We start from the raw sequence: 22,668 nt of genomic DNA on the forward strand, positions 1-22,668 counted from the left end.
GTCAGACCCTCCTTATTTCTTCTTGCCAGCAATGGCCTTTGCGGGGCCTTTGCGGGTACGAGCGTTGGTATGGGTACGCTGACCGCGAACGGGCAGGTTACGACGATGACGCAGACCGCGGTAGCAACCCAAATCCATCAGGCGCTTGACGTTCATCTGAACTTCGCGACGCAGGTCACCTTCGACGGTGAAGTTTGCGTCGATATGTTCGCGGATGGCCAGAACTTCGGAATCCGACAGCTCATTGACGCGACGGTGCGCTTCAATGCCTACGGCTTCGCAGATGGCCTGCGCCGAGGTGTTGCCGATACCGGTGATATATGTGAGGGCGATAGGTACCCGCTTTGCAGTCGGGATGTTTACGCCGGCAATACGTGCCACGTGTCACTTTCCTTTTTGTTGCGGTTCCGTAGCTCCGGAACCTTTTTTCACAACACTTGACCGTGGCAGTGACGCCAGAGGGCCCAGTATTATTCGAGGTGGTCGGGGCAGTTAGGACGAATCCCGCCTGCGATCTTGATTCCCTTTAGGGATGGGGGTCGATATGGGCTTTTGCGCTTGGCGTCAAGGCCATATTGGAGCTAGCCGAGTACGGCCTCGATCGACGCAGTCACTTCCTTGATATCGGCCAACCCATTGACCGGGCGAAGATCGCCTTTGGCGTAGTAATAACCAATCAGCGGCGACGTCTTTTTGTAGTACTCCATCAACCGCGTGCGCAGGCTGTCTTCGTTGTCGTCGGCGCGACGCGTGAACTCTTTTTGCTCACCACAGTTGGTGCAGCGACCATCTGCCGGGATCGGCTTGGTCTTGTCATTATAAACTTCGCCACAGCCCGAACAGGTCGAACGTGCGGTGATCCGATCCACCAGGGCATCGTCATCCACCCGCATCTCGATCACAGTGTGCAGTGACTGGCCCAGCTTGGTCAGCAGAGCAGCCAATGCGTCGGCTTGTGCCAATGTGCGGGGAAAACCGTCAAAGATGAAACCGGCACCGGTTTCGGTGGTCAGCTTCTCTTCGATCAGGCCGATGACAATCTCATCGGTGACCAGCTTGCCGGCATCCATGATGGCTGCGACCTTCAGGCCCATCTCGGTGCCCGAGGTTTTGGCTTCGCGCAGCATGTCTCCGGTGCTCAGCTGCACCATGCCGCGTGTTTCAACAAGATGACGCGCTTGCGTTCCTTTACCCGCCCCCGGGGGGCCCAGAAGAATGATGTTCATCGACGAGCGGGTCCCTTCCTGCCGCGTTTCTTACCCTTCCCGCGCAGTTGGGACTTTTCGATAAGCCCTTCGTATTGATGCGCCAGCAGGTGGCTCTGAACCTGTTGGATCGTATCCATGGTCACAGAGACGATAATCAGAACCGAAGTACCACCGAAATAGAACGGAATGGCAAACTGGCCCCGCAGGATTTCAGGCAGCAGACAAACCGCCGCCAGATAAGCCGAACCCAGAACCAGCACGCGGTTGACCACGTATTCCAGATACTCGGCGGTTTTCTTGCCCGGACGGATACCCGGCACAAAACCGTTCTGCTTTTTCAGGTTATCCGCCACGTCATCCGGTTTGAACGACACGTTGAACGTGTAGAAATAGGCAAAGAATACGATCATCGACGCAAAGAACAGCAGGTACAGAGGCTGACCGGGTCCAAAATTGGCCAGCAGCCAGGACATGATCGGCCCGTTGGTCGCACCCGATGAGAAGGTTGAGATCGTCACCGGCAGCAACAGCAAAGAGCTGGCGAAGATCGCCGGGATAACGCCAGCCGGGTTCACTTTGACTGGCAAGTGGCTCGAGCCGCCTTCATAGATCTTCATACCGGCCTGACGGCGCGGGTATTGAATGTGGATCTTACGCAAAGCGCGCTCCATGAACACCACAAAGGTGATCACGGCGATGACCATGACAATCACTCCGATGATCACTGCGGGGCTGATTGCGCCGCTGCGGCCACTTGCGAAGAACTGAGCCAACGCTGCCGGAACCTCGGCGATGATGCCAACGAAAATAATCAGAGAGATACCGTTGCCGATGCCGCGCGCGGTGATCTGCTCACCCAGCCACATCAGGAACATGGTGCCGCCAACCAGTGTAATCATAGTCGACAGACGGAAATAGAGGCCCGGATCAGTCGCCAGATCGCCCGACTCCAGCGAAACGGCCAAGCCATAGGCCTGAACGGTGGCCAGCGCCACGGTGCCGAAACGGGTATATTGGTTGATCTTCTTACGACCCTGCTCGCCCTCTTTCTTGAGCTGTTCGAGCGCGGGAACCATCGAGGTCAGCAGCTGAATGATGATCGAGGCCGAGATGTAAGGCATGATGCCGAGGGCAAAGATACCCATCCGCCCAAGCGCCCCGCCGGTGAACATCGAAACCATACCGCCGATGCCCTGCCCCGCTTGCTCCATGAACTCACGCAGGGCCTGTCCGTCGATCCCCGGCACCGGTATAAAAGTGCCCAGGCGATAGACGATCAACAAACCCAGTGTGAACAGGATGCGGTTGCGCAGATCGGTGGCTTTGCCCAAAGCAGCCCAGCTAGTGTTGGCTGCCATTTGTTCTGCTGCTGATACCATAAATCGGTCTCTCTTATGAAAACACCGCCCGGAACCGTTTTCCGGCTCGGGCGGCGTCTTGGAAAACTCTGAGGTCTATGTAAGCGGGTCTTGGCCCGCTCACAAGCGCTTACTCTGCCGCAGCGGCTTTTGTGACCGTCAGTGAACCGCCCGCTTTTTCGACTGCCTCAACGGCAGCTTTCGAAGCACCAGTTACTTCCAGGGTCACCTTGGCGCTGATTTCGCCTTTGGCCAGAACGCGGATACCGTCCAGTTTACGGCGAACCAGACCGGATGCAACCAGTGCGTCCTCGGTGATCGCGGCTTTGGCGTCCAGCTTACCGGCGTCGACGAATTTCTGGATCAGGCCCAGGTTGATAACGGCAAACGCCTTGCGGTTCGGCTTGTTAAAGCCACGCTTGGGCAGGCGTTGGTACAGCGGCATCTGGCCACCTTCGTAGCCATTGATGGCCACACCCGAACGGGATTTCTGACCTTTGATACCACGGCCACCCATTTTACCTTTACCGGAACCGGGACCACGGCCGACGCGGGTCCGTTTCGGTGTGGCGCCTGGGTTGTCGCGCAATTCATTCAGTTTCATTTCGCTTCTCCTTCGCCGGAAATGACCCCGAAGCGTGATGGGTCAAACACGGCATTTCTTGGTTTTGATTCTTGCGGCGCAGTACGCCACCGGAGCCCGATACAGCTTTGTGGCTGAGGATGCAAGTTTTGAAGTGAACAACACCCAAACTGTCTAGCCTTCAGCATTTTGGATTGGCGCGTCCAGTGGATTAATCCGGTGTTTGGCCAGAAGCTTACCCACCAGGCTGTCTGGATCTGGCAGGCCATTATACCTGTTCCTCAGGATCGAACGCATCCGGCGACCATAAAAGTGAATTGAAACTGTGTCCTCGTGGAAGAACCTGGATAAATCGGCGTTTGGGCGTGCCAAAGCGCGCCGTCTGGTAAAGTTCACCGGATAGAACACATGCTCAGGCAGAACAAATTGGTGTTCGCCGGTTTGCCGTAAAGCCCAGGCAAAGGCTGACGGACCCCATGCGCCCCAATATTGCGCGGGCACATTGATCGGATCACCTGCATCCTGTGCCGCACGAAGGGGTTCCTGATATCGTTTGGGCAGCCATGGCGGAATCCGATATGGGTCCGTTGTATATTCGATGAGCAGATCCAGCGCCGGGCTGTCTGACGGAATGCCCAATACGCCGATCGCAATCTCTCCTTCGAGCATTCCGTAAAAATGCCCGGTCTCCGTTGTGAATGGACGCATGCAATAGGCGTCCGTATCCGCCCATATCAAATCGGGCTCCTGCGCCAACATGCGGTATCGGAACTTGTCCGAATGCGGCGCCGGGCTACCAGTACGGCTATGCGCAATGAATTCTGTGCCAGGCATCACATCGCGCGCATCGCGGGTATCCACACCTTCAGGTATCCCGGAGACATTCCCATAGGTGTAGAGGCGAACGGATTGACCGGCATCCAGATAGGATTTGATGCAGAGCTGCTCGAGAAAGCTCAGCGGGCCATCCACCCACAACATGCCGATCTGGTAGTCTCGCACTGTGTCAGCCTCGTCATCGCGTTGTTGGGACATAGCCCCCTCTAATAATTCTCATGGAAAATTTCCAAACGATCCACAATGCAGAGTGAGCAATTTCACCGTGCCTGTGCCTTTCAAGCACGCAGAATCAAAAGAGGCGCCAAATGGCGCCTCGGTGTTGTTCATCCTGCCAGGTTCTCAGCAGTAGACGTGCTTATGCGCAATATCACTTATATCGCACCGGCGGATACCAATGTCGTTCAGTTCACGATCAGTCAGGTTCTGAAGCTCTGAATAGGTGCGGCCGAATTCGGCGCGCAGGGCATAGGCCTCTTTCACGCGTGCGATCAGAGTTGTGATGCGGGCGGTCAGACCAAAGCCTTCGCGGGAAAAAGTTGCTGTGTTTGCCATTTCTATATTCCTTTCTAAACCGGAGCGTATTCTCCAGATTTCGTTTGCGTTCCTATTTGGGACAAAGCTCAAATAAGAACGCCAGATAACGCTAACAACAGAAGATTCGGTCTGGCCGGTATGCATTGAGGGAATGGCAGTGAAAACACTGTTTAGACATCCCACTACAGGCTTTCGTTGAAATAGACCTTTGGATTTCTCGTCTAAAGATAAGATTTATCAAATTTATATATTTTAATATCTTTTTTCTTTTACGGACCCATATTTTCACTATTCTATCACGTATCCGTGAACTATCGGGCTATTTCGGCCTGTTTTACCATTTTCGCCTCGCACGTTTAGGGCGTCCTCGACTTCATGAATGAGGATACTCCATGCCTTTGGTTTCAAGCGTTATTAGAAGGTTGCGCTGGATTCAGCGCCGTCCTTCCTTGAAGCAATCGGCAAACCTGTTGCGCAACATTCGGGGCTATCTTCTTCACTCTCAACAAGCCGCCCCGCTGCCGTCTTTGGTGAAAATTGATATTTCGCCGCTGTGCTCACTAGCCTGTCCACATTGCGTCCATGGGAATCCGGCAGGTCGTGACCGACCCTTGCTCAGCGATCAGAAGTTCGGGAAACAGGACAAGCTTAGCCTTCAGCAATACCAGCATATCATCGACCAGATCAAAGATCGCGCGCTTGGCGTCAGCCTGTTCTACTATGGCGATCCCCTGGTGCACCCGGACCTCACCGACATGATCCGGGCCACGACCGCAGCCGGTTTGGAAAGCCATATCACCACCCATTTCAGCTATCGGCTAAAAGCCGAGAGGATTCATGACCTGGTCGATGCCGGGCTTAGCCATATCACAATCTCAGTTGATGGCGCGACGCAGGAAAGCTTTCAGGTTACCCGTGTTCGCGGACGCCTGGATATCGTTCTGAACAACCTGCGACTACTGGCTGGCTATAAAAAGAGGAAGGGTCTGAAATCTCCGTTCATAGAAATACAGCATATCTCTTTCCCCCATCACGCCGAGGATGAACTGGATCAGGTGAAGGCCATCGTAGACGAGATTGGTATCGACGCCTTTACCACGTTTGAAGGGCTACGGTTCGATGCAAATGGAGATCTGTACAACGTCGTAGACGACGATCCCGATCGGATTGAAAATGGCCCGCCCCTGTCATCATCCCTCACCCCAAGGTGCCATTGGCCCCACAGCAGCACGGTCATTCGCTTTGATGGCGATGTGATTCCCTGCTGTCTCTGGCGATCCGGCCGCCAATATGTTTCCGACAAGAACCGTGACCCGCATGTGTTGGGAAATGTTTTCGACGAACCACTTGAAACCATCTGGAACAACGAAAAATACAAAGCTCTGCGCCGGCAGGTCTGGAACCCGCGTGCTCATTCCAAACGCGAAGCAGCAGCCAGTTTTTGCGATGGATGCCCCAGGCTGTACGAAAAACCAGGCAGAGAACCTTCGTTGCGCCATGAAGTCGACATTGAGTTTGCAGAAAAAAAGGCGCTCGGGTCATAGCCGAGTTTGCGCCGAGGCACTGAACAGCACCATAAGACGAGCCGGAAAAAAAAGACCGGCCAAACAAGAAAACGCCCCCGATCAGATCGGAGGCGTTCTTAAGTCTTCAAAGAACTCGCGATTAGCCGCGTTCTTCGATGATCTCTACCAGATGCGGGATCTTGTTGACCATGCCGCGGACCGAAGGAGTATCCTCCAGCTCACGGGTTTTGTGCATCTTGTTCAAGCCCAGACCGATCAGGGTCGCGCGCTGTTCGGCGGGGCGGCGGATCGGGGAACCGATCTGCTTGACGACGATGGTTTTTGCCATGGGTCGCTCTCCTTATGCTTCTGCTTCAGCAGCAACAGGCGCTTCGTCCCGCTTGGGCAGGATGTCAGCAACTTTCTTGCCGCGACGCTGTGCAACCGAACGCGGGCTCTGCTCTTTTTGCAGGCCGTTGATGGTGGCGCGGATCATGTTGTACGGGTTCTGCGAGCCCAACGACTTGGACACGACGTCCTTGACGCCCAGCATTTCGAACACAGCACGCATCGGACCACCGGCGATGATACCAGTACCTTCAGGTGCCGAGCGCATAACCACTTTACCGGCGCCGTGACGGCCTTCGATATCGTGGTGCAGGGTCCGACCTTCGCGCAGCTGCACGCGGATCATCTGACGCTTGGCTTGTTCAGTCGCCTTACGGATGGCCTCGGGTACTTCTTTTGCTTTACCCTTGCCAAAGCCGACGCGGCCCTTCTGATCGCCGACAACCACCAGAGCGGCGAAGCCAAAGCGCTTACCACCTTTTACGGTTTTCGACACGCGGTTGATCGCGACCAGACGGTCTGCGAATTCCGGAGTTTCGTCGCGGTCGCGGCCACGGCCCCGACGGTTTTCACGTTCTGCCATTTGGCATCCCTTTTCTCATGTGGCGCATTACGGCGCCGTTGTTTCAATCCAAGTGAGCCTCGACTATTGCCGAGGCCCCCGGATCATCGGGGCAGCTGAGGCGCTGCCCGCAAGTCTTAGATCTTCAGACCACCTTCACGCGCAGCGTCGGCGACAGCCTTCACTTTGCCGTGGAACAGGAAGCCGCCACGATCGAAATAAGCCTCTTCGACGCCTGCCTTCTTGGCACGCTCGGCGATGGCTGCGCCCACTTTCGTAGCCGCTTCGACGTTGTTTGTGCCAACTACACCCAGATCTTTTTCCAGGGTCGAGGCCGAGGCCAGGGTCACACCACGAACGTCGTCGATCAGCTGAGCGCTGATGTTCTTGTTCGAACGGTGAACCGACAGGCGTACACGACCTGCATTGACCTTGCGAAGTTTGTTCCGAACGCGCAGGCGGCGCTTCAGAAACAGGGTTCTTTTGCTGTTTGCCATTGTTTGCGTCCTTACTTCTTCTTGCCTTCTTTGCGGAAGATGAATTCGCCCTTATAGCGGATACCCTTGCCTTTATACGGCTCGGGACGGCGCCATTCGCGGATTTTCGCCGCGACTTCGCCCACCTGCTGCTGGTCGTTACCTTCCACAATGATCACGGTCTGCTTCGGTGCGGTGATGGTGACACCTTCCGGAGCAACGAAATCAACGTCGTGGCTGTAGCCCAGGTTCAGCTTAAGGGTGTTCCCCTGCATCTGAGCCCGGTAACCAACACCCTGGATCTCCAGCTCTTTTTTGAAGCCTTCGGTCACACCGGTTACCAGATTGGCAACCATGGTGCGGCTCATGCCCCATTGCTGGCGGGCACGTTTGGACATGCCACGCGGGTTGATTTGAACCACATTGTCTTCGACCGACAGCGTAACGTCATCAGTCGCAGTGAAGCTACGGGCACCTTTCGGGCCTTTGACTTCGATGGTCTGGCCGGAAACCGAGGCGGTTACACCGCTGGGCAGTTCGACCGGACGTTTACCAATACGAGACATTGACAGACCTCCTTAGAAGACGGTGCAGAGCACTTCGCCGCCAACATTGTTGGAGCGTGCATTCTGGTCCGACATCACACCTTTCGGAGTGCTGACAATCGACACACCCAGACCCTGACGGACCTGCGGGATGTCATTGACGCCCATGTATACGCGACGACCGGGCTTGGAGACCCGCTTCAACTCGCGAATGACAGGGGTGCCTTCGTAGTATTTCAGGCTGATTTCGATGGCCGGATGACCGTTTTCTCCGGTCATCTTTTGGTAGCCACGGATGTAACCTTCGTCCGCCAGCACGTCCAGAACCCAGGCGCGCAGTTTCGACGCCGGAGTGTTTACAGTGGACTTGCCGCGCATTTGCGCGTTGCGGATACGGGTGAGCATATCGCCGATAGGATCGTTCATATCTATGTCTCCCTTACCAGCTCGATTTCACCATGCCGGGGATCTGACCTGCAGAACCCAGCTCGCGCAGCATGATACGGCTGACCTTCAGCTTACGATAGTAAGCATGAGGACGACCTGTCAGCTGACAGCGGTTGTGAAGACGAGTTGCCGAGCTGTTGCGCGGCAGTTTCGCCAGTTTCAGACGCGCTTTGAAACGCTCTTCCATCGGCTTGCTCTCGTCATTCGCGATTTCTTTCAGCTCGGCACGCTTTGCGGCATATTTGGCCACCAGGCGTTCGCGCTTCTTCTCGCGTTCGATCATTGCTTTTTTAGCCATGTCTCAATCCTCCCGGCGCTTAAGCGTTGAACGGCATGTTGAACGCTTTCAACAGGCTTTTCGCTTCAGCGTCGGTTTTCGCTGTGGTGGCAATTACGATATCCAGGCCCCAGACCTCGTCGACCTTGTCGAAGTCGATTTCCGGGAACACGATGTGCTCTTTCATGCCCATGGCAAAGTTGCCACGACCATCGAAAGAAGGCTTAACACCGCGGAAGTCACGAACGCGCGGCAGCGCGATGGTGATCAGACGATCCAGGAATTCATACATCCGGTCACCGCGCAGGGTAACTTTCGCACCCAGCGGCATGTCTTCACGGACGCGGAAACCCGCGATCGACTTCTTCGCCAGTGTTGCAACAGCCTTTTGGCCTGCAATCGCGGTCAGATCTTCAACAGCGGCTTTCGCCTTCTTCGAGTCTCTGACGGCCTCTGCACCACAACCGATGTTCAGAACGATCTTTTCCAGCTTGGGCAGCTGCATATCGCTCTTGTAACCGAACTCTTCTTTCAGAGCGGCACGGATGGTTTCAGCGTACTGAGCTTTCAGACGCGGGGTGTAGGTTGCGGTATCAAGCATCGATCACGTCCCCCGTGGTCTTGGCAAAACGAACCTTCTTGTCACCTTCCATGCGGAAGCCAACGCGGGTTGCTTTACCGTTTTTGTCCAGCAGAGCCAGGTTCGACAGCTCAATCGGGTTTGCCTGAGGCAGGCGACCACCTTGCGAGGTCTGCGACTGGCGGGTGTGGCGAATAGCGATGTTCACGCCATCAACAACGGCTTTACCGGCTTTCGGGTCGACCGAGGTGATAGTTCCCTCTTTGCCCTTGTCCTTGCCAGCCAGCACGACGACCTTGTCGCCTTTGCGGAGTTTAGCAGCCATGATTACAGCACCTCCGGAGCAAGCGAGATGATTTTCATGAAGTTCTTCGCGCGCAGTTCACGAACAACAGGGCCAAAGATACGGGTACCTACGGGCTCGTTGTTGTTGTTCAGAATGACGGCGGCGTTGCGATCGAAACGGATCGCGGTGCCGTCTTCGCGACGGACTTCTTTGGCGGTGCGTACGACGACGGCCTTACGGACGTCACCTTTCTTTACGCGGCCGCGTGGGATGGCTTCCTTCACCGAGACGACAATGATGTCGCCTACAGAGGCGTATTTACGCTTGGAACCACCCAGGACCTTGATGCACTGAACTCGGCGTGCGCCGGAGTTGTCAGCGACATCCAGATTGGTCTGCATCTGGATCATGTGGTTTCTCCCGACCTGTGGGGGCTGGTCTTGTTAGATCCCCCAGGGTTTCGACAAATGGGAAAATCCCGGAGGCTTACGCTTCCAGAACTTCCCAACGTTTCGTCTTCGATTTCGGCGCGCATTCGATGATGCGAACTGTATCGCCGACCTTAAAGGCGTTCTTTTCATCGTGAGCCCGGTATTTCTTGGACTTACGGATGGTTTTCTTCAGAACCGGATGCGTAAAGCGGCGCTCGACGGATACGGTTACAGTCTGTGCGTTGGCATCGCTCGTTACGGTGCCGGAAAGGATACGCTTAGGCATAGGATTACTCCTCCGATGCCGCAGCAGCGGCCTTTTCGTTCAGGATGGTTTTAACGCGGGCGGCGTTGCGGCGGGCCGCTTTGATGCCAGCGGTGCTTTCCATCTGACCGGTTGCCTGTTGAAAGCGCAGGTTAAAGCTTTCTTTCTTCAGGTTGGCCAGTTCCTCGCGGAGCTGGTCAGGGGTCTTGTCACGCAGTTCTTGGGCGTTCATCGCCTTTTCCTTTGCTCAAAACACCAGAAGGCCCCTATACAGGGTCACCTTTGACCTGGTGGATGAATGATAGACATACGAATCCCCCGACTCGGCCAGGGGAACGCAAGATGCCGCTCTATAGGGGAGTCGCTGGTAGGTGGCAAGGGAAACTTTGGGAAGACACAAGCAGCTACTCTAAGCACGCTATTCCTTGCTTACGTAACTAAGCCCAAATGTCGTGCGATGGTGGCGCTGTCGTAATAGTCTCTTCCCTCAACAACCATGCCACCTTTCACCCGCATCACCGAGCAATAACGCACTTCGTATCGCTTTCCGGTCGGTTCGAATTCACCAAGGCTTGAATGCAGCACACCTGTATGAGTGCCGGTGTTGTGGAACTCGACGATAGCCCATTCACCGCAATCGCTGACGATCACATTGTCAACGATGCATTCTCCATCTGGGAATGCCAGTCGCCAGCGCTCGTAGTCCTCTTTGTATGCTAACTTACCAAGTTGTTTTTCTTCACGAGCAACATCCTCAAACTGGCAATCTTCGGCAATTACCTCGGCTCCGCGATCAGGATCGCGCATACCCCAACTCTCGTGGAATTGGCGAACCACTCGTTCAGCTTCTTTCACAGCAAACACCCCCCATGATCCAAGGAGCATACAAGATTCTATATGAGCTGGCTCCAGATTTTCTCAGATTGTGTTACTGACCATTCCAATCGAAGGTGTGTGGCAACTCAGTCAAAAATCTAGCTAGGTCTAAATTGAAACGAAAAACGCGGCCTCGTTTGCACGAGACCGCGTCTTCAACTGTCTAAGTCTAAGTGACTTACGCCAGAGCGATGTTCACAGCCGACTCACGACCGTCACGGCCGGGTTCGATGTCGAACGTTACTTTCTGGTCGTCGGCCAGGCCGGTCAGACCCGAGCGCTCGACAGCAGAGATGTGTACAAACACGTCTTTGCCACCGGTCTCCGGTGCGATGAAGCCAAAACCTTTAGTTGTGTTGAACCATTTTACGGTGCCATTGGCCATATCCGTAGTCTCCTAGTAAATTGCTGTCCGCGGAATTGCGACAGCGCGGCGTTGTCGGTCTGGATCGAAAGACTGAACGCCGATATTCGGGAGACAGTGGTCGAAAAAGAAAAACGTAAGCGCCCCCCACATCGTTTATCTGACGACACAATGCAAGAACTTTTCACACATTCCTTTGAATCAGAGTCCCTTAAACGACCGTGCTAGTCCCATTTATAGTTAAAGCTGACGGAAATCCGCTCATCCTCGGCCATGTTCATCGGCACCTCGTGGCGCAACCAGCTCTCCCATAGCAAAACATCGCCAACCTGAGGCTTCACATAGATAAATGGCTGCAGGTCCCGACGGCCCCCTTTCATACGCGTGGGCGCTGCCATCATGCGGCCCGAGCGCGGGTCTTCAAGCTTCAGCGCGCTAGCACCTTCGGGCATCGAAACATAAGTCGTGCCCGAGATCACACTATGTGGGTGCAGGTGGCTGGAGTGCATTCCGCCCTCGGGCAAAATGTTGATCCAAAGGTCTTCAAGCTTTAGTTCACCCTCACCCAGATCAAACTCCAGATCCTTAGCAAAAGCTGCAACGTGCTGGTCCAGCACCTTAACCAGATCGGCAAAGATCGGAAACCGCCAGGGCAGATCGGTCAGCGAGGCATAGCTGGTGTAGCCGGGATAGCCGTTTTCTTCGCACCATTCCTGCCCGGCCTCATCATCCTCGGCGATGACAAGACAGGAGCTTTCCAGCTCCTCCGGGTCGATCTTGGGATCAAACTCGGACAAAGCTGCGCGATAAAGACGGGTGACAAAAAGTGATTCAATCTGTGCCATGGGCCCGTCTTAAACCAGCCTCTCGATGAAGGCGATGGGTGTTTTGTGAGGCTCCGCCTCGCGCTCCGAGGTATTTTCAGCCCGACGAAGAACGCATCCCTTGCTTCATCTGGCTGAAAATACCTCGGGGATTCGCAGCTTGCTGTCGCGGAGGCAGCGCCATCAAACCAAAAACCCCCGCCGGTTTCCCGACGGGGGTCAATCTTGTCGCGAGCGGGGTCGCCCCCGGGTCGCTTACCAGTCTTCGCGAACCACGACGCGAGTCTTGATCGGCAGCTTCATCGCAGCCAGGCGCAGGGCCTCGCGGGCGATGTCGTCATTGACGCCGTCGATTTCGAACATCACGCGGCCAGGCTTGACTTTGCATGCCCAGCGGTCGACCGAACCTTTACCTTTACCCATACGAACTTCGATCGGCTTAGCCGTAACCGGAGTGTCGGGGAAGATGCGGATCCAGACGCGACCCTGACGCTTCATGTGACGCGTCATGGCACGACGTGCAGCTTCGATCTGGCGTGCAGTTACACGCTCAGGCTCAAGAGCTTTCAGTCCATAGGTGCCAAAGTTCAGATCAGAGCCGCCCTTGGCTTCACCCTTGATCCGGCCTTTGTGCATCTTGCGGAATTTAGTACGCTTTGGTTGAAGCATATCTTTCCCTCCTTAGCGACGACCGCCACCAGCACCACGAGGTGCAGGGCCGTCCTGGAGTTCCTGTGCTTTACGGTCACGTGCCTGCGGATCGTGCTCCATGATCTCACCTTTGAAGATCCAGACCTTGATCCCGATGATCCCATAAGGAGTCATCGCTTCGGCTTGTGCGTAATCGATGTCGGCGCGCAGCGTGTGCAGAGGCACACGGCCTTCGCGGTACCACTCGGTCCGTGCGATTTCGGCGCCACCCAGACGGCCAGCGACGTTCACCCGGATACCCAGAGAGCCCATACGCATGGCGTTCTGAACAGACCGCTTCATCGCGCGACGGAACGAAACCCGGCGCTCCAGCTGCTGAGCGATGGACTCGGCAACCAGCTGTGCGTCAAGCTCGGGCTTGCGCACTTCGACGATGTTCAGGTGCAATTCGCTGTCTGTCATCAGGGCGATTTTCTTGCGCAGAACTTCAATGTCCGCGCCTTTCTTGCCGATGATGACACCCGGACGTGCAGTGTGGATCGTAACGCGGCACTTCTTGTGCGGACGTTCGATGATCACACGGGCGATGCCGGCTTGCTTGCACTCTTTGTTGATGAACTCACGGATCTTCAGATCTTCCAGCAGAAGATCACCGTAGTCCTTGGTGTCGGCGTACCAGCGGCTGTCCCAGGTGCGGTTCACCTGCAGGCGCATGCCGATCGGATTTACTTTATGACCCATTAGGCTTGCTCCTCAACTTGACGCACCTTGATGGTGATCTCCGAGAACGGCTTCATGATCTTGCCGAAACGGCCACGGGCCCGAGGGCGACCGCGTTTCATGACCAGGTTCTTGCCAACCCATGCTTCGGCAACGATCAGCTCGTCGACGTCCAGGTTGTGGTTGTTCTCAGCGTTGGCGATTGCGGACTGCAGGCACTTTTTGACGTCCTGCGCGACACGCTTGTTCGAGAAAGTCAGGTCGGTCAGAGCCTTCTCAACTTTCTTGCCGCGGATCATCTGCGCAACCAGGTTCAGTTTCTGCGGGCTGGTACGGAGCATGCGCGTTTTTGCCATTGCTTCGTTTTCAGCCACGCGGCGGGGGTTCTTTTCCTTGCCCATGACTTACTTCCGCTTCGCTTTTTTGTCAGCGGCGTGACCGTAATAGGTGCGAGTCGGCGAATACTCACCGAACTTCTGACCGATCATGTCTTCCGAGACGTTGACGGGGATATGCTTCTGGCCGTTGTACACACCAAAGGTCAGACCCACGAACTGGGGCAGAATGGTGGAACGACGCGACCAGATTTTGATAACTTCGTTGCGGCCCGACTCGCGCGCTGCTTCGGCTTTTTTCAGCACGTAAGCATCGACGAAAGGACCCTTCCAAACAGAGCGAGACATGGATTAACGTCCCTTCTTCTTGGCGTGCCGCGAGCGGATGATCAGCTTCTGGGACGCTTTGTTTTTGTTGCGAGTACGCTTACCCTTGGTGTCCTTACCCCAAGGCGTAACCGGTGTACGGCCACCCGAGGTACGGCCTTCACCACCACCGTGCGGGTGATCGATCGGGTTCATTGCAACACCACGAACCGACGGACGCACGCCTTTGTGGCGCATACGACCGGCTTTACCGAGGTTCTGGTTCGAGTTGTCGGGGTTGGACACGGCACCAACGGTGGCCATGCATTCCTGACGGACCATGCGCAGCTCGCCCGAGCTCAGACGGATCTGAGCATAACCGCCATCGCGGCCTACGAATTGCGCGTAAGTACCGGCCGCACGTGCGATCTGACCGCCTTTACCAGGCTTCATCTCGATGTTGTGGACGATGGTACCAATAGGCATACCCGAGAACGGCATTGCGTTGCCCGGCTTGATGTCGGCCTTGGCCGAAGCCACAACCTTGTCACCAACAGCCAGACGCTGCGGAGCCAGGATATATGCCTGCTCGCCGTCTTCGTATTTTACCAGTGCGATGAATGCGGTCCGGTTCGGGTCATATTCGATCCGTTCAACGGTTGCCGCGACATCAAATTTATTCCGTTTGAAGTCAACGATCCGGTAGAGACGCTTTGCGCCACCGCCGCGGCGGCGTGAAGTAATCCGTCCGGTGTTGTTCCGGCCGCCCGATTTGGTCAAACCCTCAGTGAGAGACTTGACCGGACGTCCTTTCCAAAGCTCCGAACGGTCGATCAGCACCAGCCCGCGCTGGCCCGGCGTCGTCGGCTTGTACGACTTGAGTGCCATGCTTTCTGTCTTCCGTTTAGCAAGTGCGAGGCATTGCCCCGCTATGTGATAGGCCCCCGTAGGTGCCAAGGGTATAGGGCCCCGAAGGTCCCCGGTTTCAAATATCATAGGCCCCGGAACGAATCCGAGGCCGCAAGATTGGGTGCGTATAGCCGTGTTGGGGGTGGGTGTCTATAGGAATCAGAAACATTGTGTATGCGTCTCACTCCCATTCACCCACTGAACGAAGAAGAACTTTTCGAGCCTCTTATTTGTTTGCATATCAATTAATGTTTTTGAGTGAGGAACTCATGCCTCAGGAGTGTTTCACTTGCTGAATCGTACGCGCTTTGGGGCGTGTAAACAGATCGGCGGGCGCTGATGAATACAAGAAACAGCCTGACCCGCATTTCCAGTTCGGCCCCCTCAAAGCCAATAGCCGCAAAGACTCCCCTCACAAACTCATATCGTCTGCGATCGACTTCTCTCAGGGCTTCGGCCACGACGGGGTCCTGAGCCGCCCAGGATCGGAAAGCGATATCAAATTGATCAAGCCCTTCAGCCTCGACATATTGCGTTAACGACAACAGGCGCTCTGAAGGTGAAGCCTCGGACGTATTGACATCGTTGATGACCGATTCCGTAAACTCCTTGGACCAGTAATCGATCAGCGCCCGAACAAACTCATCACGGTTTTTGAAGTGGTGGTAAAAACTGCCCTTCGTGACGCCAAGGTTTTTGACGAGAGAGTCGATTCGCAGCCGCGCACCCCCCTCAGTTGCAAGGACATTAAGGGCTGTTTCTAACCATCTTTCGCGGTCATATCGAGGAAGAGGTGGTGATTTTTGAGTGTCGCGCATGCCTTGTTTTTAAGCCATAATTGCGTGCCGTCAAGACATACATACCAAAAAGTACTTTACAGACTATTAGGTATGGAGCATACCATTAGGTACCCTCCATACATATTCGAATGGATGGGGATTTCAGACCTCAAGGGGGATGTACGATGCCTAAGAAACTTTTATCAGCGACACTCGCGACAGCTTGCGTCATTGCCGCAACTGCAACTGCGCAAACCTGGGAAGAAAATCTTGCCGCAGGTGCTGCCACAACCGAACAGAACCATCTCAACGTGCCTTTCACGCAGATGAAGAACATGAAGACCGCTTTCAGTTCGCCCGGAAACTGGCCGATATTTGAGAACCGAGGACCACTGGATCGTTCGCCTGCCGACAAGCCGTCCAAAGTTCTGGTCATGGGAAGCGGCGACCCAAACCCAAACCCCTATCGTTATGGCCCGGCTCTGGCGGTCATCGTAAACGACTATCCTTATTTCATTGACGCTGGAGAAGGCTGGTGGCGCGCACTAGGTAAATCGGTTCAGTCTCAGGACGCGATGGATCTGGCAACAATCATGAACGTGCCGAACATCAAGTACATGTTCCTGACCCACCTGCACGAAGATCATACCGTTGGGTTGCCGTCTTTCATTCTAAATCCGTTCAAATTCGGGTCGAACCTGGCTGTCGTCGACAAGAAGGTCTACGGCCCCGCCGGTGTCGACGAGATGATGGCCAGCATCAACGACGCGTGGCGCATAGACCGCAACGAAATGGCACAAGGGTCGACGGTGCAGAAATTCGACGGTGCGACCGCAGTTGGGGTGCCGGTTTGGCCACATGTTGACGTCAACGGACGTAAGATATTCGAAGATGACAATGTTCTGGTCGAAGCCTTCCCCACAGCGCACGGGTTTTTGGAGAACACCCACGCCTACAGGTTTACGACCAAACCCGACGGCCGTGTTCTCGTCTTTGGCGGCGACGGACACTATTCAGAAGGGCTGGTGAATGCATCCAAGGATGCCGATTTGCTATTTGTCGAAGGTATCACCCGCAAGAACATCAAGTTTGCACCGTGGGGCGGTCAGTCCGAGGAAGAAAAAGTGAAGGTCATCGGCGCCTACCACATGTTCCCCAGCGACATGAAGAAGTTACAAGATGACAGCGGCGTCAAAGGCATCGTCATGGTTCATGTTCAGAACTACAACAGCCCCGAAGATTTTGAACGTCTCAGCGTTCTGCAAGAGATGATCGACGAAGGCGTGGTCAATATCCTGCAGGCTTCGGACGGCGACCTCTACTAGACACGATCAGCGTGCCAAAAACAGTTTTGTGCCAATACTCACGAAGTAAGGCTCCTGCTTTTGCTGGGGCCTTTGCCGCCCCGGAATCGGGTTCAATCAGAGAGCGCTGGACACGTCTATGGTGATTCCCGCTTCCAGGATCACATCTGCTTTCCTGCCGTCTTTCCGCTTGCCCAACTGGCCTAGCACGATCACTTTTTGTCGCGCGCGGCTTTCTCTTCTTTGGTCAGTTTGGCGTTCCAAACATTCTTGCTCAGACCAAGCTCGGCGGGTGCAGGTTTGGTTTTGCCGATGCTGACTTTGCCTCCTTTATCCAGGAACTCCTGAATAAGGGCCTCATCTGTTGTTTCTTTGGGGACATGTTTCATAACAGCGACCGTATCCGCATCACACGCCGGGGGCAACGACCGGATTTCCGGCTATCGTTCACACCCTCTGAACAAGCCCGTCACCCATACAGCGCGCGCGCTTCGGCAAAGGACAGCAGGCGGCGGTTCTTTTCATCCCACAGGTGCAGCCGCGCGTTGGCGAGGCTCTCGCGGATGGTCATCCGGTTGCTGTTGGCCAATTCGTCATGATCCCGCAGCACTTCGGTCAGGCGATAGAACGGGATGCGGCTGTACAGATGGTGTACGTGGTGGATGCCGATATTGGCCGTGAACCACTGCAATACGGATGGCAGGATGTAATGCGAGCTGCCGTGCAGGGCGGCCTCGTGCAGTTGCCAGTCCTGATCAGGGTCCCATTGCGTCTCTTCGAATTGGTGTTGGACATAGAACAACCAGACGCCAGCGGTCGCGGCGATAAGCGTCGAGGGCAGGAAAATCAGCAGCACCGGCATCAGGCCACCAAAATAGTAGATGGCCCCCAGTGCGGCCAGAATGGCCAGGTTCGTCGCCATCGCGCTGACCCAGAATTTCGGAATACCGGTCAAGCCAAGCGGGAGGCGGTTTTGAAACAGGAACAGATAGCCGGGCCCAAAGCCAAACAGGGTGATCGGGTGGCGATAGAGCCGGTAAAATAACCGGTTCAAGGGCGTCAGCGCCCGGTATTCGGCCACCGTCAGCGTATGGATGTCTCCCATCCCGCGCTTATCCAGATTGCCAGATGAGTTGTGATGCGAGGAATGTGTGCGCCGCCAAACATCGTAAGGCGTCAGCGTCAGCACCCCGAGCCCCCGACCGACCCAGTCACTGACCGTCCGGTTCGTAAAAAATGCCCCGTGACCGCAATCATGCTGAATGGCAAACAGACGCAACAGAAAGGCCGCGTTCAGAACCGAGATCGCAAGCGCTAGCCAATAGCTCACCGACAAAGACATCCAGGCCAAGGCCCAAAGCGCTATGAAGGGAACACAGGTAACCCCCAGCTCGAACCAGCTACGCGGTTGGCTTGGCTCTCGATATTTGGCCAGCGTCGACACCCAGTCCCGCGCGACAGTCACATCCGGGTTGTCCCGGGTCGAGAGAGTGGATTGGGTCATGCGCCTGCCATATCGTTTGTTTGTTCCATACCGGATAGACGACCCCACCGGCATAGCAATCATTTTCTGTTCGAGACGCTGGGAATGGCGCTCAACTTTTGGTGTCACTACCTAAAGAAAAACCCCCGCTTTCGCGGGGGTCTTAATGGTTTGTCCAAAGACAGGCCCGATCAAAGACCGGTGGAAATGTCGATGGTGTTACCCTCTTCAAGGGTCACATATGCTTTTTTGACGTCTTTCCGCTTGCCCAACTGGCCGCGGAACCGCTTGACCTTACCTTTGGTCACAGAGGTGTTCACCGCTTTGACCTTCACACCAAACAGTGCCTCAACGGCCTCTTTGATCTGTGGCTTGTTGCTGTCAATCGCAACCTCAAAGACAACCGCGCCATTTTCGGACGCCATGGTCGACTTTTCGGTGATGATCGGCTTGCGGATCACGTCGTAGTGTTCTGCCTTCGCGCTCATTTCAGTCGAGCCTCCAGTGCTTCGACAGCCGCTTTGGTGAGCACCAGAGTGTCACGCTTGAGGATGTCATAAACGTTTGCACCCATCGACGGCAGGATATCCAGACCTTCGATGTTGCGCGACGCCTTCAGGAACCCTTCGTTCACGGTCGCCCCGTCGATGACCAGAGCGCGTTTCCAACCCAGGTTTGCAACCTGCTTGGCCAGAGCGGCGGTCTTGCCTTCGGCTTCAGCGTTCTCGATCACGACCAGTTCACCAGCTGCCATTTTGGCAGACAGCGCGTGGCGCAGACCAAGTTTACGGAACTTTTTCGGCAGGTCATGACCATGCGAACGCACGACCGGACCTTTGTAAACGCCACCACCCCGGAAGATCGGTGCCGAACGGGCGCCGTGGCGTGCGCCACCGGTGCCTTTTTGGCGATAGATCTTCTTGGTTGAGTAGGACACTTCCGAGCGGGTCTTGACCTTGTGGGTGCCAGCCTGCGCGTTGTTACGCTGCCAACGGACCACACGGTGCAGGATGTCCGCGCGCGGCTCCAGGCCGAACAGGTCTGCATCCAGCTCGATGTTGCCGGCTTTGCCGCCGTCCAGTTTGATTACATCAAGTTTCATGCTTCACCACCTTCCGCGGGAGCTTCTTCCGCAGGTGCTTCGGTTGCAGCCGATTTCACAGCAGCCGGGAAAGGCAGGCCTTCCGGTGCTTTCTTCTTGACGGCGTCCTTGACGGTAACCCAACCGGATTTCGGTCCGGGAACGGCGCCTTTGATGAAGACCAGACCACGGTCGGCGTCGGTTTTGACGACTTCCAGGTTCTGGGTTGTTACACGGGCAGCACCCATGTGACCGGCCATCTTTTTGCCTTTGAAAACCTTGCCCGGATCCTGACACTGGCCAGTTGAACCGTGCGAACGGTGGCTGATCGAAACACCGTGTGAGGCGCGAAGACCACCGAAGTTCCAGCGCTTCATTGCACCAGCAAAGCCTTTACCGATCGAAGTACCCGAAACGTCAACTTTCTGACCTTCCAGGAAATGCTCTGCCGAAATCTCGGCACCTACTTCGATCAGGCCATCTTCGGAGACGCGGAACTCGACCAGCTTACGCTTGGGTTCAACCTTGGCAGCGGCATAGTGACCGCGCATGGCTTTCGAGGTGCGTTTTGCCTTGGCAGCACCGGCACCCAGCTGAACAGCAGTATAGCCGTCCTTCTCGTCCGTGCGCTGTGCAACAACCTGCAGGTTGTCCAGGTGAAGTACGGTCACAGGGATCTGCTTGCCGTCTTCCATGAACAGGCGGGTCATGCCGACTTTTTTTGCGATAATACCAGAGCGCATAATCTATACCCTCCGATCTTACGACTGCAGCTTGATCTCGACGTCCACACCAGCCGCGAGGTCGAGCTTCATCAGCGCGTCAACGGTCTGGGGGGTCGGATCAACGATGTCGAGCAGACGCTTGTGCGTGCGGATCTCGAACTGGTCGCGGGATTTCTTGTCAACGTGAGGGCCACGGAGAACCGTGAACTTCTCGATCTTGTTCGGCAGCGGGATCGGGCCGCGCACGTTCGCGCCGGTCCGCTTGGCAGTGTTGACGATCTCTTGCGTGCTGGCATCCAGAACGCGATAGTCAAATGCCTTCAGCCGAATACGGATATTTTGGCTTTGCATAATAACAGCCTTTTATCAGGCGTTGAGGTTGAGAGGAGGACAAGCGCGCATCGCCAACCCTCATCGAACCCAAAAGGCGGGAATCACCCCGCCTTGATGTTCTTATAGAGAACTCGCGCGATCTACAGGGGTGTGAGGGGTTTGGCAAGGGGGGAAGTTCAAACAAGTCGAATGCGCGCACCTGGCTCATACCCTATGCGTAGATTTTCTGAATTTGGGTGTCGTGACAAGATCAACTCAATCTAAAATGGTCCACCAGATTCCTGTACTGAATGCTTAGGGATTTTCTTGGACAGACACAAAAAGCCAAAGCAAGATAATTGCCCCAAACGGGTTGATAAACAGTGCTGCCACCTGCCAAAGTAATTGATCTTGTCCGCGCCGCTCTGCCATATCCCCCACTAGCGCAAACAGTTGCCAGATCGCCCAGAGCAAAAAGGCCAGAAACAAGAGGATGAATATTGCTTCCATCGTGTGTCTTCACTCTGCCCTTGTTCGTAACGTTCGATATGTCATCAGTGCAACTGAGGCGATACATGTTTCTAACTTCAAATTGGTTGAGGCTTGCACGACCTCTTTCAGATTTGTGGGCGCAGAGTAACCTCATCTCGATCCGAACCTCTGGAAAGGCCGTCCTTTGAGGAGCGGCCACTTTCACGGATAGCGAAAAGCGGGGCGTCTCCCAGCGCGATAGACTCAACGCCTTCGCGGACAACACAACTCGCGTTGCATGCGGAAAGATGCCCTTAGACTATGTCTTGGCTACCCGTGCCGCCATACGAGACAGTCTGGTATCCTGATAGTCGAACACTGAGCTTTCGAATGGGGCAAAAATGGCATCGCAATCGGTCGCTTCTGCAGACGGTGGCCTGACGAATTCGTGTAGCTCAAACCCGTGATCTGCCATCGCGGCGACAAAATCGCTGAACCTATAACCGCCGTGATACCGACGCCGTACAGAGACTTCAGCCAATACAAAGGTGCATTTTTTTAGCATCTCCGATGCACCTTTAATAACCTCGATTTCAAAACCTTCCGTGTCGATTTTCAATCCGAAAGGTTCCTTGTAGGAAGACGCAATCTCATCCAGTGTTTTTACCGGGACTTGTCGCTCTTCAACTTGCGAGGTGTGCTGGATTGCCGCTTCGTCAAACTCCTGCATCGTTGCCCGTGTGCCGAGCCAACGATCGCCAACTGTTGGAATTCGAAGAGTCGTCTGTCCGCTTTCGGCACCAACTCCGCAAGCATGGAAATCAAAATCGATCTTGTCGCCCCAGTTTTTCCGTACTTTGGTTTCGTAATCCGAAATGGGCTCGACCAACACAAACTTGGCTGCGGGGAAAGCCTCGTACAAATGCTCGGTTCCCGAGGCCACCCCGACATCGAATACTGTCTCGACCTCAAAACCCAGATTACCGATATAGGCACCCGTCTCCTTCATTGGCGAAACCTGATATCCTCGCCGCTTCAGGCGTTTGGACAGTCGTTCTACGGTTTCGTCCATGTCGAAGTATCCTTCTTGCGGTTTCGCCCGATGCAATCCACTGAAACCAACTAGAGAGCACTTCAACGGCAAAAGCGCAATCTGGTATACTGTGTCGCTGGCAAGCTAGCCTAGGCGCGGCGAAATGCAGTCGACCCGCGGCGTCTCCGACCAGTTCAACTTTTCTGAAAGTTACTCAAGCGGTTTCCGTTTGCCATGCGGGGCATCTTAT

36 protein-coding genes are annotated in these 22,668 nt (G+C 55.2%); 2 read left to right on the forward strand and 34 right to left on the reverse strand.

Annotated elements, in window-relative coordinates:
* Window positions 1–12: 12 nt before the first annotated feature.
* From rpsM to AC2FGB_RS11250, 6 genes are all read right to left on the reverse strand, one after another.
* Window positions 13–381, reverse strand: a complete 369-nt coding sequence (gene rpsM, locus AC2FGB_RS11225) for a 30S ribosomal protein S13 (RefSeq protein WP_142639766.1) — start codon at window positions 379–381, stop codon at window positions 13–15.
* Window positions 382–581: 200 nt separating this feature from the next.
* Window positions 582–1,226 carry an adenylate kinase gene (locus tag AC2FGB_RS11230; RefSeq protein WP_142639768.1) on the reverse strand — a complete coding sequence of 215 codons (645 nt, stop codon included), beginning with the start codon at window positions 1,224–1,226 and terminating at the stop codon, window positions 582–584.
* Window positions 1,223–2,587 (reverse strand): preprotein translocase subunit SecY, encoded by a 1,365-nt coding sequence (gene secY / locus AC2FGB_RS11235; RefSeq protein ID WP_271951986.1) that lies wholly within the window; start codon window positions 2,585–2,587, stop codon window positions 1,223–1,225. Before secY ends, AC2FGB_RS11230 begins: the two co-directional genes overlap by 4 nt.
* A 109-nt stretch (window positions 2,588–2,696) precedes the next feature.
* On the reverse strand, window positions 2,697–3,170 hold the full coding sequence (gene rplO, locus AC2FGB_RS11240) for a 50S ribosomal protein L15 (RefSeq protein WP_142639772.1): 474 nt from the start codon (window positions 3,168–3,170) through the stop codon (window positions 2,697–2,699).
* 153 nt (window positions 3,171–3,323) lie between these two features.
* The gene (locus AC2FGB_RS11245) at window positions 3,324–4,184 is read right to left on the reverse strand and encodes a hypothetical protein (protein WP_496690418.1); all 861 of its coding nucleotides are present in this window, start codon (window positions 4,182–4,184) and stop codon (window positions 3,324–3,326) included.
* A 144-nt stretch (window positions 4,185–4,328) separates the two neighbouring features.
* Entirely contained in the window at window positions 4,329–4,541 is a 213-nt protein-coding gene (locus AC2FGB_RS11250; RefSeq protein ID WP_142639774.1) for a DUF1127 domain-containing protein, read from the reverse strand.
* A gap of 512 nt (window positions 4,542–5,053) precedes the next feature.
* Here AC2FGB_RS11250 and AC2FGB_RS11255 point away from each other — a divergent pair.
* Window positions 5,054–6,067 (forward strand): radical SAM/SPASM domain-containing protein, encoded by a 1,014-nt coding sequence (locus AC2FGB_RS11255; RefSeq protein WP_496694391.1) that lies wholly within the window; start codon window positions 5,054–5,056, stop codon window positions 6,065–6,067.
* A 121-nt stretch (window positions 6,068–6,188) separates the two neighbouring features.
* Here the strand turns inward: AC2FGB_RS11255 and rpmD are convergent, their stop codons facing one another.
* The 20 genes from rpmD to AC2FGB_RS11355 form a co-directional block, all read right to left on the reverse strand.
* Entirely contained in the window at window positions 6,189–6,377 is a 189-nt protein-coding gene (rpmD, locus tag AC2FGB_RS11260; RefSeq protein ID WP_008757946.1) for a 50S ribosomal protein L30, read from the reverse strand.
* A gap of 12 nt (window positions 6,378–6,389) precedes the next feature.
* Window positions 6,390–6,959: a 30S ribosomal protein S5 gene (rpsE, locus tag AC2FGB_RS11265; protein ID WP_142639778.1), complete on the reverse strand. Its 570-nt coding sequence runs from the start codon at window positions 6,957–6,959 to the stop codon at window positions 6,390–6,392.
* Window positions 6,960–7,075: 116 nt separating this feature from the next.
* On the reverse strand, window positions 7,076–7,435 hold the full coding sequence (rplR, locus tag AC2FGB_RS11270) for a 50S ribosomal protein L18 (protein ID WP_142639780.1): 360 nt from the start codon (window positions 7,433–7,435) through the stop codon (window positions 7,076–7,078).
* An 11-nt stretch (window positions 7,436–7,446) separates the two neighbouring features.
* Complete coding sequence (gene rplF, locus AC2FGB_RS11275; RefSeq protein ID WP_058272374.1) at window positions 7,447–7,980, reverse strand: 50S ribosomal protein L6; 534 nt, start codon at window positions 7,978–7,980, stop codon at window positions 7,447–7,449.
* Window positions 7,981–7,992: 12 nt separating this feature from the next.
* Window positions 7,993–8,385 carry a 30S ribosomal protein S8 gene (gene rpsH, locus AC2FGB_RS11280; protein WP_496694390.1) on the reverse strand — a complete coding sequence of 131 codons (393 nt, stop codon included), beginning with the start codon at window positions 8,383–8,385 and terminating at the stop codon, window positions 7,993–7,995.
* A gap of 13 nt (window positions 8,386–8,398) precedes the next feature.
* A complete protein-coding gene (gene rpsN / locus AC2FGB_RS11285; protein ID WP_142639784.1) occupies window positions 8,399–8,704 on the reverse strand; it encodes a 30S ribosomal protein S14 in 306 nt (101 codons plus the stop codon).
* Between the two features lie 19 nt (window positions 8,705–8,723).
* Entirely contained in the window at window positions 8,724–9,284 is a 561-nt protein-coding gene (rplE, locus tag AC2FGB_RS11290; protein ID WP_142639786.1) for a 50S ribosomal protein L5, read from the reverse strand.
* Window positions 9,277–9,588, reverse strand: a complete 312-nt coding sequence (gene rplX / locus AC2FGB_RS11295) for a 50S ribosomal protein L24 (RefSeq protein ID WP_142639787.1) — start codon at window positions 9,586–9,588, stop codon at window positions 9,277–9,279. Before rplX ends, rplE begins: the two co-directional genes overlap by 8 nt.
* Window positions 9,589–9,590: 2 nt before the next feature.
* Window positions 9,591–9,959, reverse strand: a complete 369-nt coding sequence (rplN, locus tag AC2FGB_RS11300; RefSeq protein WP_005621870.1) for a 50S ribosomal protein L14 — start codon at window positions 9,957–9,959, stop codon at window positions 9,591–9,593.
* Between the two features lie 76 nt (window positions 9,960–10,035).
* A complete protein-coding gene (gene rpsQ, locus AC2FGB_RS11305) occupies window positions 10,036–10,266 on the reverse strand; it encodes a 30S ribosomal protein S17 (protein WP_037311742.1) in 231 nt (76 codons plus the stop codon).
* 4 nt (window positions 10,267–10,270) lie between these two features.
* Window positions 10,271–10,477, reverse strand: a complete 207-nt coding sequence (rpmC, locus tag AC2FGB_RS11310) for a 50S ribosomal protein L29 (protein WP_074736205.1) — start codon at window positions 10,475–10,477, stop codon at window positions 10,271–10,273.
* A gap of 197 nt (window positions 10,478–10,674) precedes the next feature.
* Entirely contained in the window at window positions 10,675–11,100 is a 426-nt protein-coding gene (locus tag AC2FGB_RS11315) for an ester cyclase (RefSeq protein ID WP_496694389.1), read from the reverse strand.
* A gap of 199 nt (window positions 11,101–11,299) precedes the next feature.
* Window positions 11,300–11,506, reverse strand: a complete 207-nt coding sequence (locus AC2FGB_RS11320) for a cold-shock protein (protein ID WP_010437077.1) — start codon at window positions 11,504–11,506, stop codon at window positions 11,300–11,302.
* A 203-nt stretch (window positions 11,507–11,709) separates the two neighbouring features.
* The gene (locus AC2FGB_RS11325) at window positions 11,710–12,330 is read right to left on the reverse strand and encodes a 2OG-Fe(II) oxygenase family protein (RefSeq protein WP_496691900.1); all 621 of its coding nucleotides are present in this window, start codon (window positions 12,328–12,330) and stop codon (window positions 11,710–11,712) included.
* A 234-nt stretch (window positions 12,331–12,564) separates the two neighbouring features.
* A complete protein-coding gene (gene rplP / locus AC2FGB_RS11330; RefSeq protein WP_085823145.1) occupies window positions 12,565–12,978 on the reverse strand; it encodes a 50S ribosomal protein L16 in 414 nt (137 codons plus the stop codon).
* A 12-nt stretch (window positions 12,979–12,990) separates the two neighbouring features.
* The gene (gene rpsC / locus AC2FGB_RS11335) at window positions 12,991–13,701 is read right to left on the reverse strand and encodes a 30S ribosomal protein S3 (protein WP_037311761.1); all 711 of its coding nucleotides are present in this window, start codon (window positions 13,699–13,701) and stop codon (window positions 12,991–12,993) included.
* Window positions 13,701–14,081: a 50S ribosomal protein L22 gene (gene rplV, locus AC2FGB_RS11340; protein WP_039538267.1), complete on the reverse strand. Its 381-nt coding sequence runs from the start codon at window positions 14,079–14,081 to the stop codon at window positions 13,701–13,703. The genes rpsC and rplV overlap by 1 nt, the downstream gene beginning before the upstream one ends.
* A gap of 3 nt (window positions 14,082–14,084) precedes the next feature.
* The gene (gene rpsS, locus AC2FGB_RS11345) at window positions 14,085–14,363 is read right to left on the reverse strand and encodes a 30S ribosomal protein S19 (RefSeq protein ID WP_005980699.1); all 279 of its coding nucleotides are present in this window, start codon (window positions 14,361–14,363) and stop codon (window positions 14,085–14,087) included.
* Between the two features lie 3 nt (window positions 14,364–14,366).
* Window positions 14,367–15,209, reverse strand: a complete 843-nt coding sequence (rplB, locus tag AC2FGB_RS11350; protein ID WP_008757664.1) for a 50S ribosomal protein L2 — start codon at window positions 15,207–15,209, stop codon at window positions 14,367–14,369.
* A 266-nt stretch (window positions 15,210–15,475) separates the two neighbouring features.
* Complete coding sequence (locus AC2FGB_RS11355) at window positions 15,476–16,048, reverse strand: TetR/AcrR family transcriptional regulator (RefSeq protein WP_299943190.1); 573 nt, start codon at window positions 16,046–16,048, stop codon at window positions 15,476–15,478.
* A gap of 146 nt (window positions 16,049–16,194) precedes the next feature.
* On the opposite strand from AC2FGB_RS11355, the gene AC2FGB_RS11360 reads away from it, so the two are divergent.
* Window positions 16,195–17,334: an MBL fold metallo-hydrolase gene (locus tag AC2FGB_RS11360; RefSeq protein ID WP_299984700.1), complete on the forward strand. Its 1,140-nt coding sequence runs from the start codon at window positions 16,195–16,197 to the stop codon at window positions 17,332–17,334.
* Window positions 17,335–17,525: 191 nt separating this feature from the next.
* On the opposite strand, the gene AC2FGB_RS11365 is transcribed toward AC2FGB_RS11360, so the two are convergent.
* From AC2FGB_RS11365 to AC2FGB_RS11400, 8 genes are all read right to left on the reverse strand, one after another.
* Window positions 17,526–17,702, reverse strand: coding sequence for a hypothetical protein (locus AC2FGB_RS11365; protein ID WP_176797675.1), 177 nt, complete (start codon window positions 17,700–17,702; stop codon window positions 17,526–17,528).
* A gap of 80 nt (window positions 17,703–17,782) precedes the next feature.
* On the reverse strand, window positions 17,783–18,817 hold the full coding sequence (locus AC2FGB_RS11370) for a fatty acid desaturase (RefSeq protein WP_496691897.1): 1,035 nt from the start codon (window positions 18,815–18,817) through the stop codon (window positions 17,783–17,785).
* Between the two features lie 170 nt (window positions 18,818–18,987).
* A complete protein-coding gene (locus tag AC2FGB_RS11375; RefSeq protein WP_142639794.1) occupies window positions 18,988–19,284 on the reverse strand; it encodes a 50S ribosomal protein L23 in 297 nt (98 codons plus the stop codon).
* Window positions 19,281–19,898, reverse strand: a complete 618-nt coding sequence (gene rplD / locus AC2FGB_RS11380) for a 50S ribosomal protein L4 (protein ID WP_050605826.1) — start codon at window positions 19,896–19,898, stop codon at window positions 19,281–19,283. Before rplD ends, AC2FGB_RS11375 begins: the two co-directional genes overlap by 4 nt.
* Window positions 19,895–20,620 carry a 50S ribosomal protein L3 gene (gene rplC, locus AC2FGB_RS11385; RefSeq protein ID WP_142639796.1) on the reverse strand — a complete coding sequence of 242 codons (726 nt, stop codon included), beginning with the start codon at window positions 20,618–20,620 and terminating at the stop codon, window positions 19,895–19,897. Before rplC ends, rplD begins: the two co-directional genes overlap by 4 nt.
* A gap of 18 nt (window positions 20,621–20,638) precedes the next feature.
* Entirely contained in the window at window positions 20,639–20,953 is a 315-nt protein-coding gene (gene rpsJ / locus AC2FGB_RS11390) for a 30S ribosomal protein S10 (protein ID WP_008756422.1), read from the reverse strand.
* Window positions 20,954–21,229: 276 nt separating this feature from the next.
* Window positions 21,230–21,424, reverse strand: a complete 195-nt coding sequence (locus tag AC2FGB_RS11395) for a hypothetical protein (RefSeq protein ID WP_496694388.1) — start codon at window positions 21,422–21,424, stop codon at window positions 21,230–21,232.
* A 280-nt stretch (window positions 21,425–21,704) separates the two neighbouring features.
* Window positions 21,705–22,457, reverse strand: coding sequence for an FkbM family methyltransferase (locus tag AC2FGB_RS11400; protein ID WP_271951961.1), 753 nt, complete (start codon window positions 22,455–22,457; stop codon window positions 21,705–21,707).
* Window positions 22,458–22,668: the final 211 nt, after the last annotated feature.

It is taken from the genome of Ruegeria sp. CDSC021 (assembly GCF_059610845.1).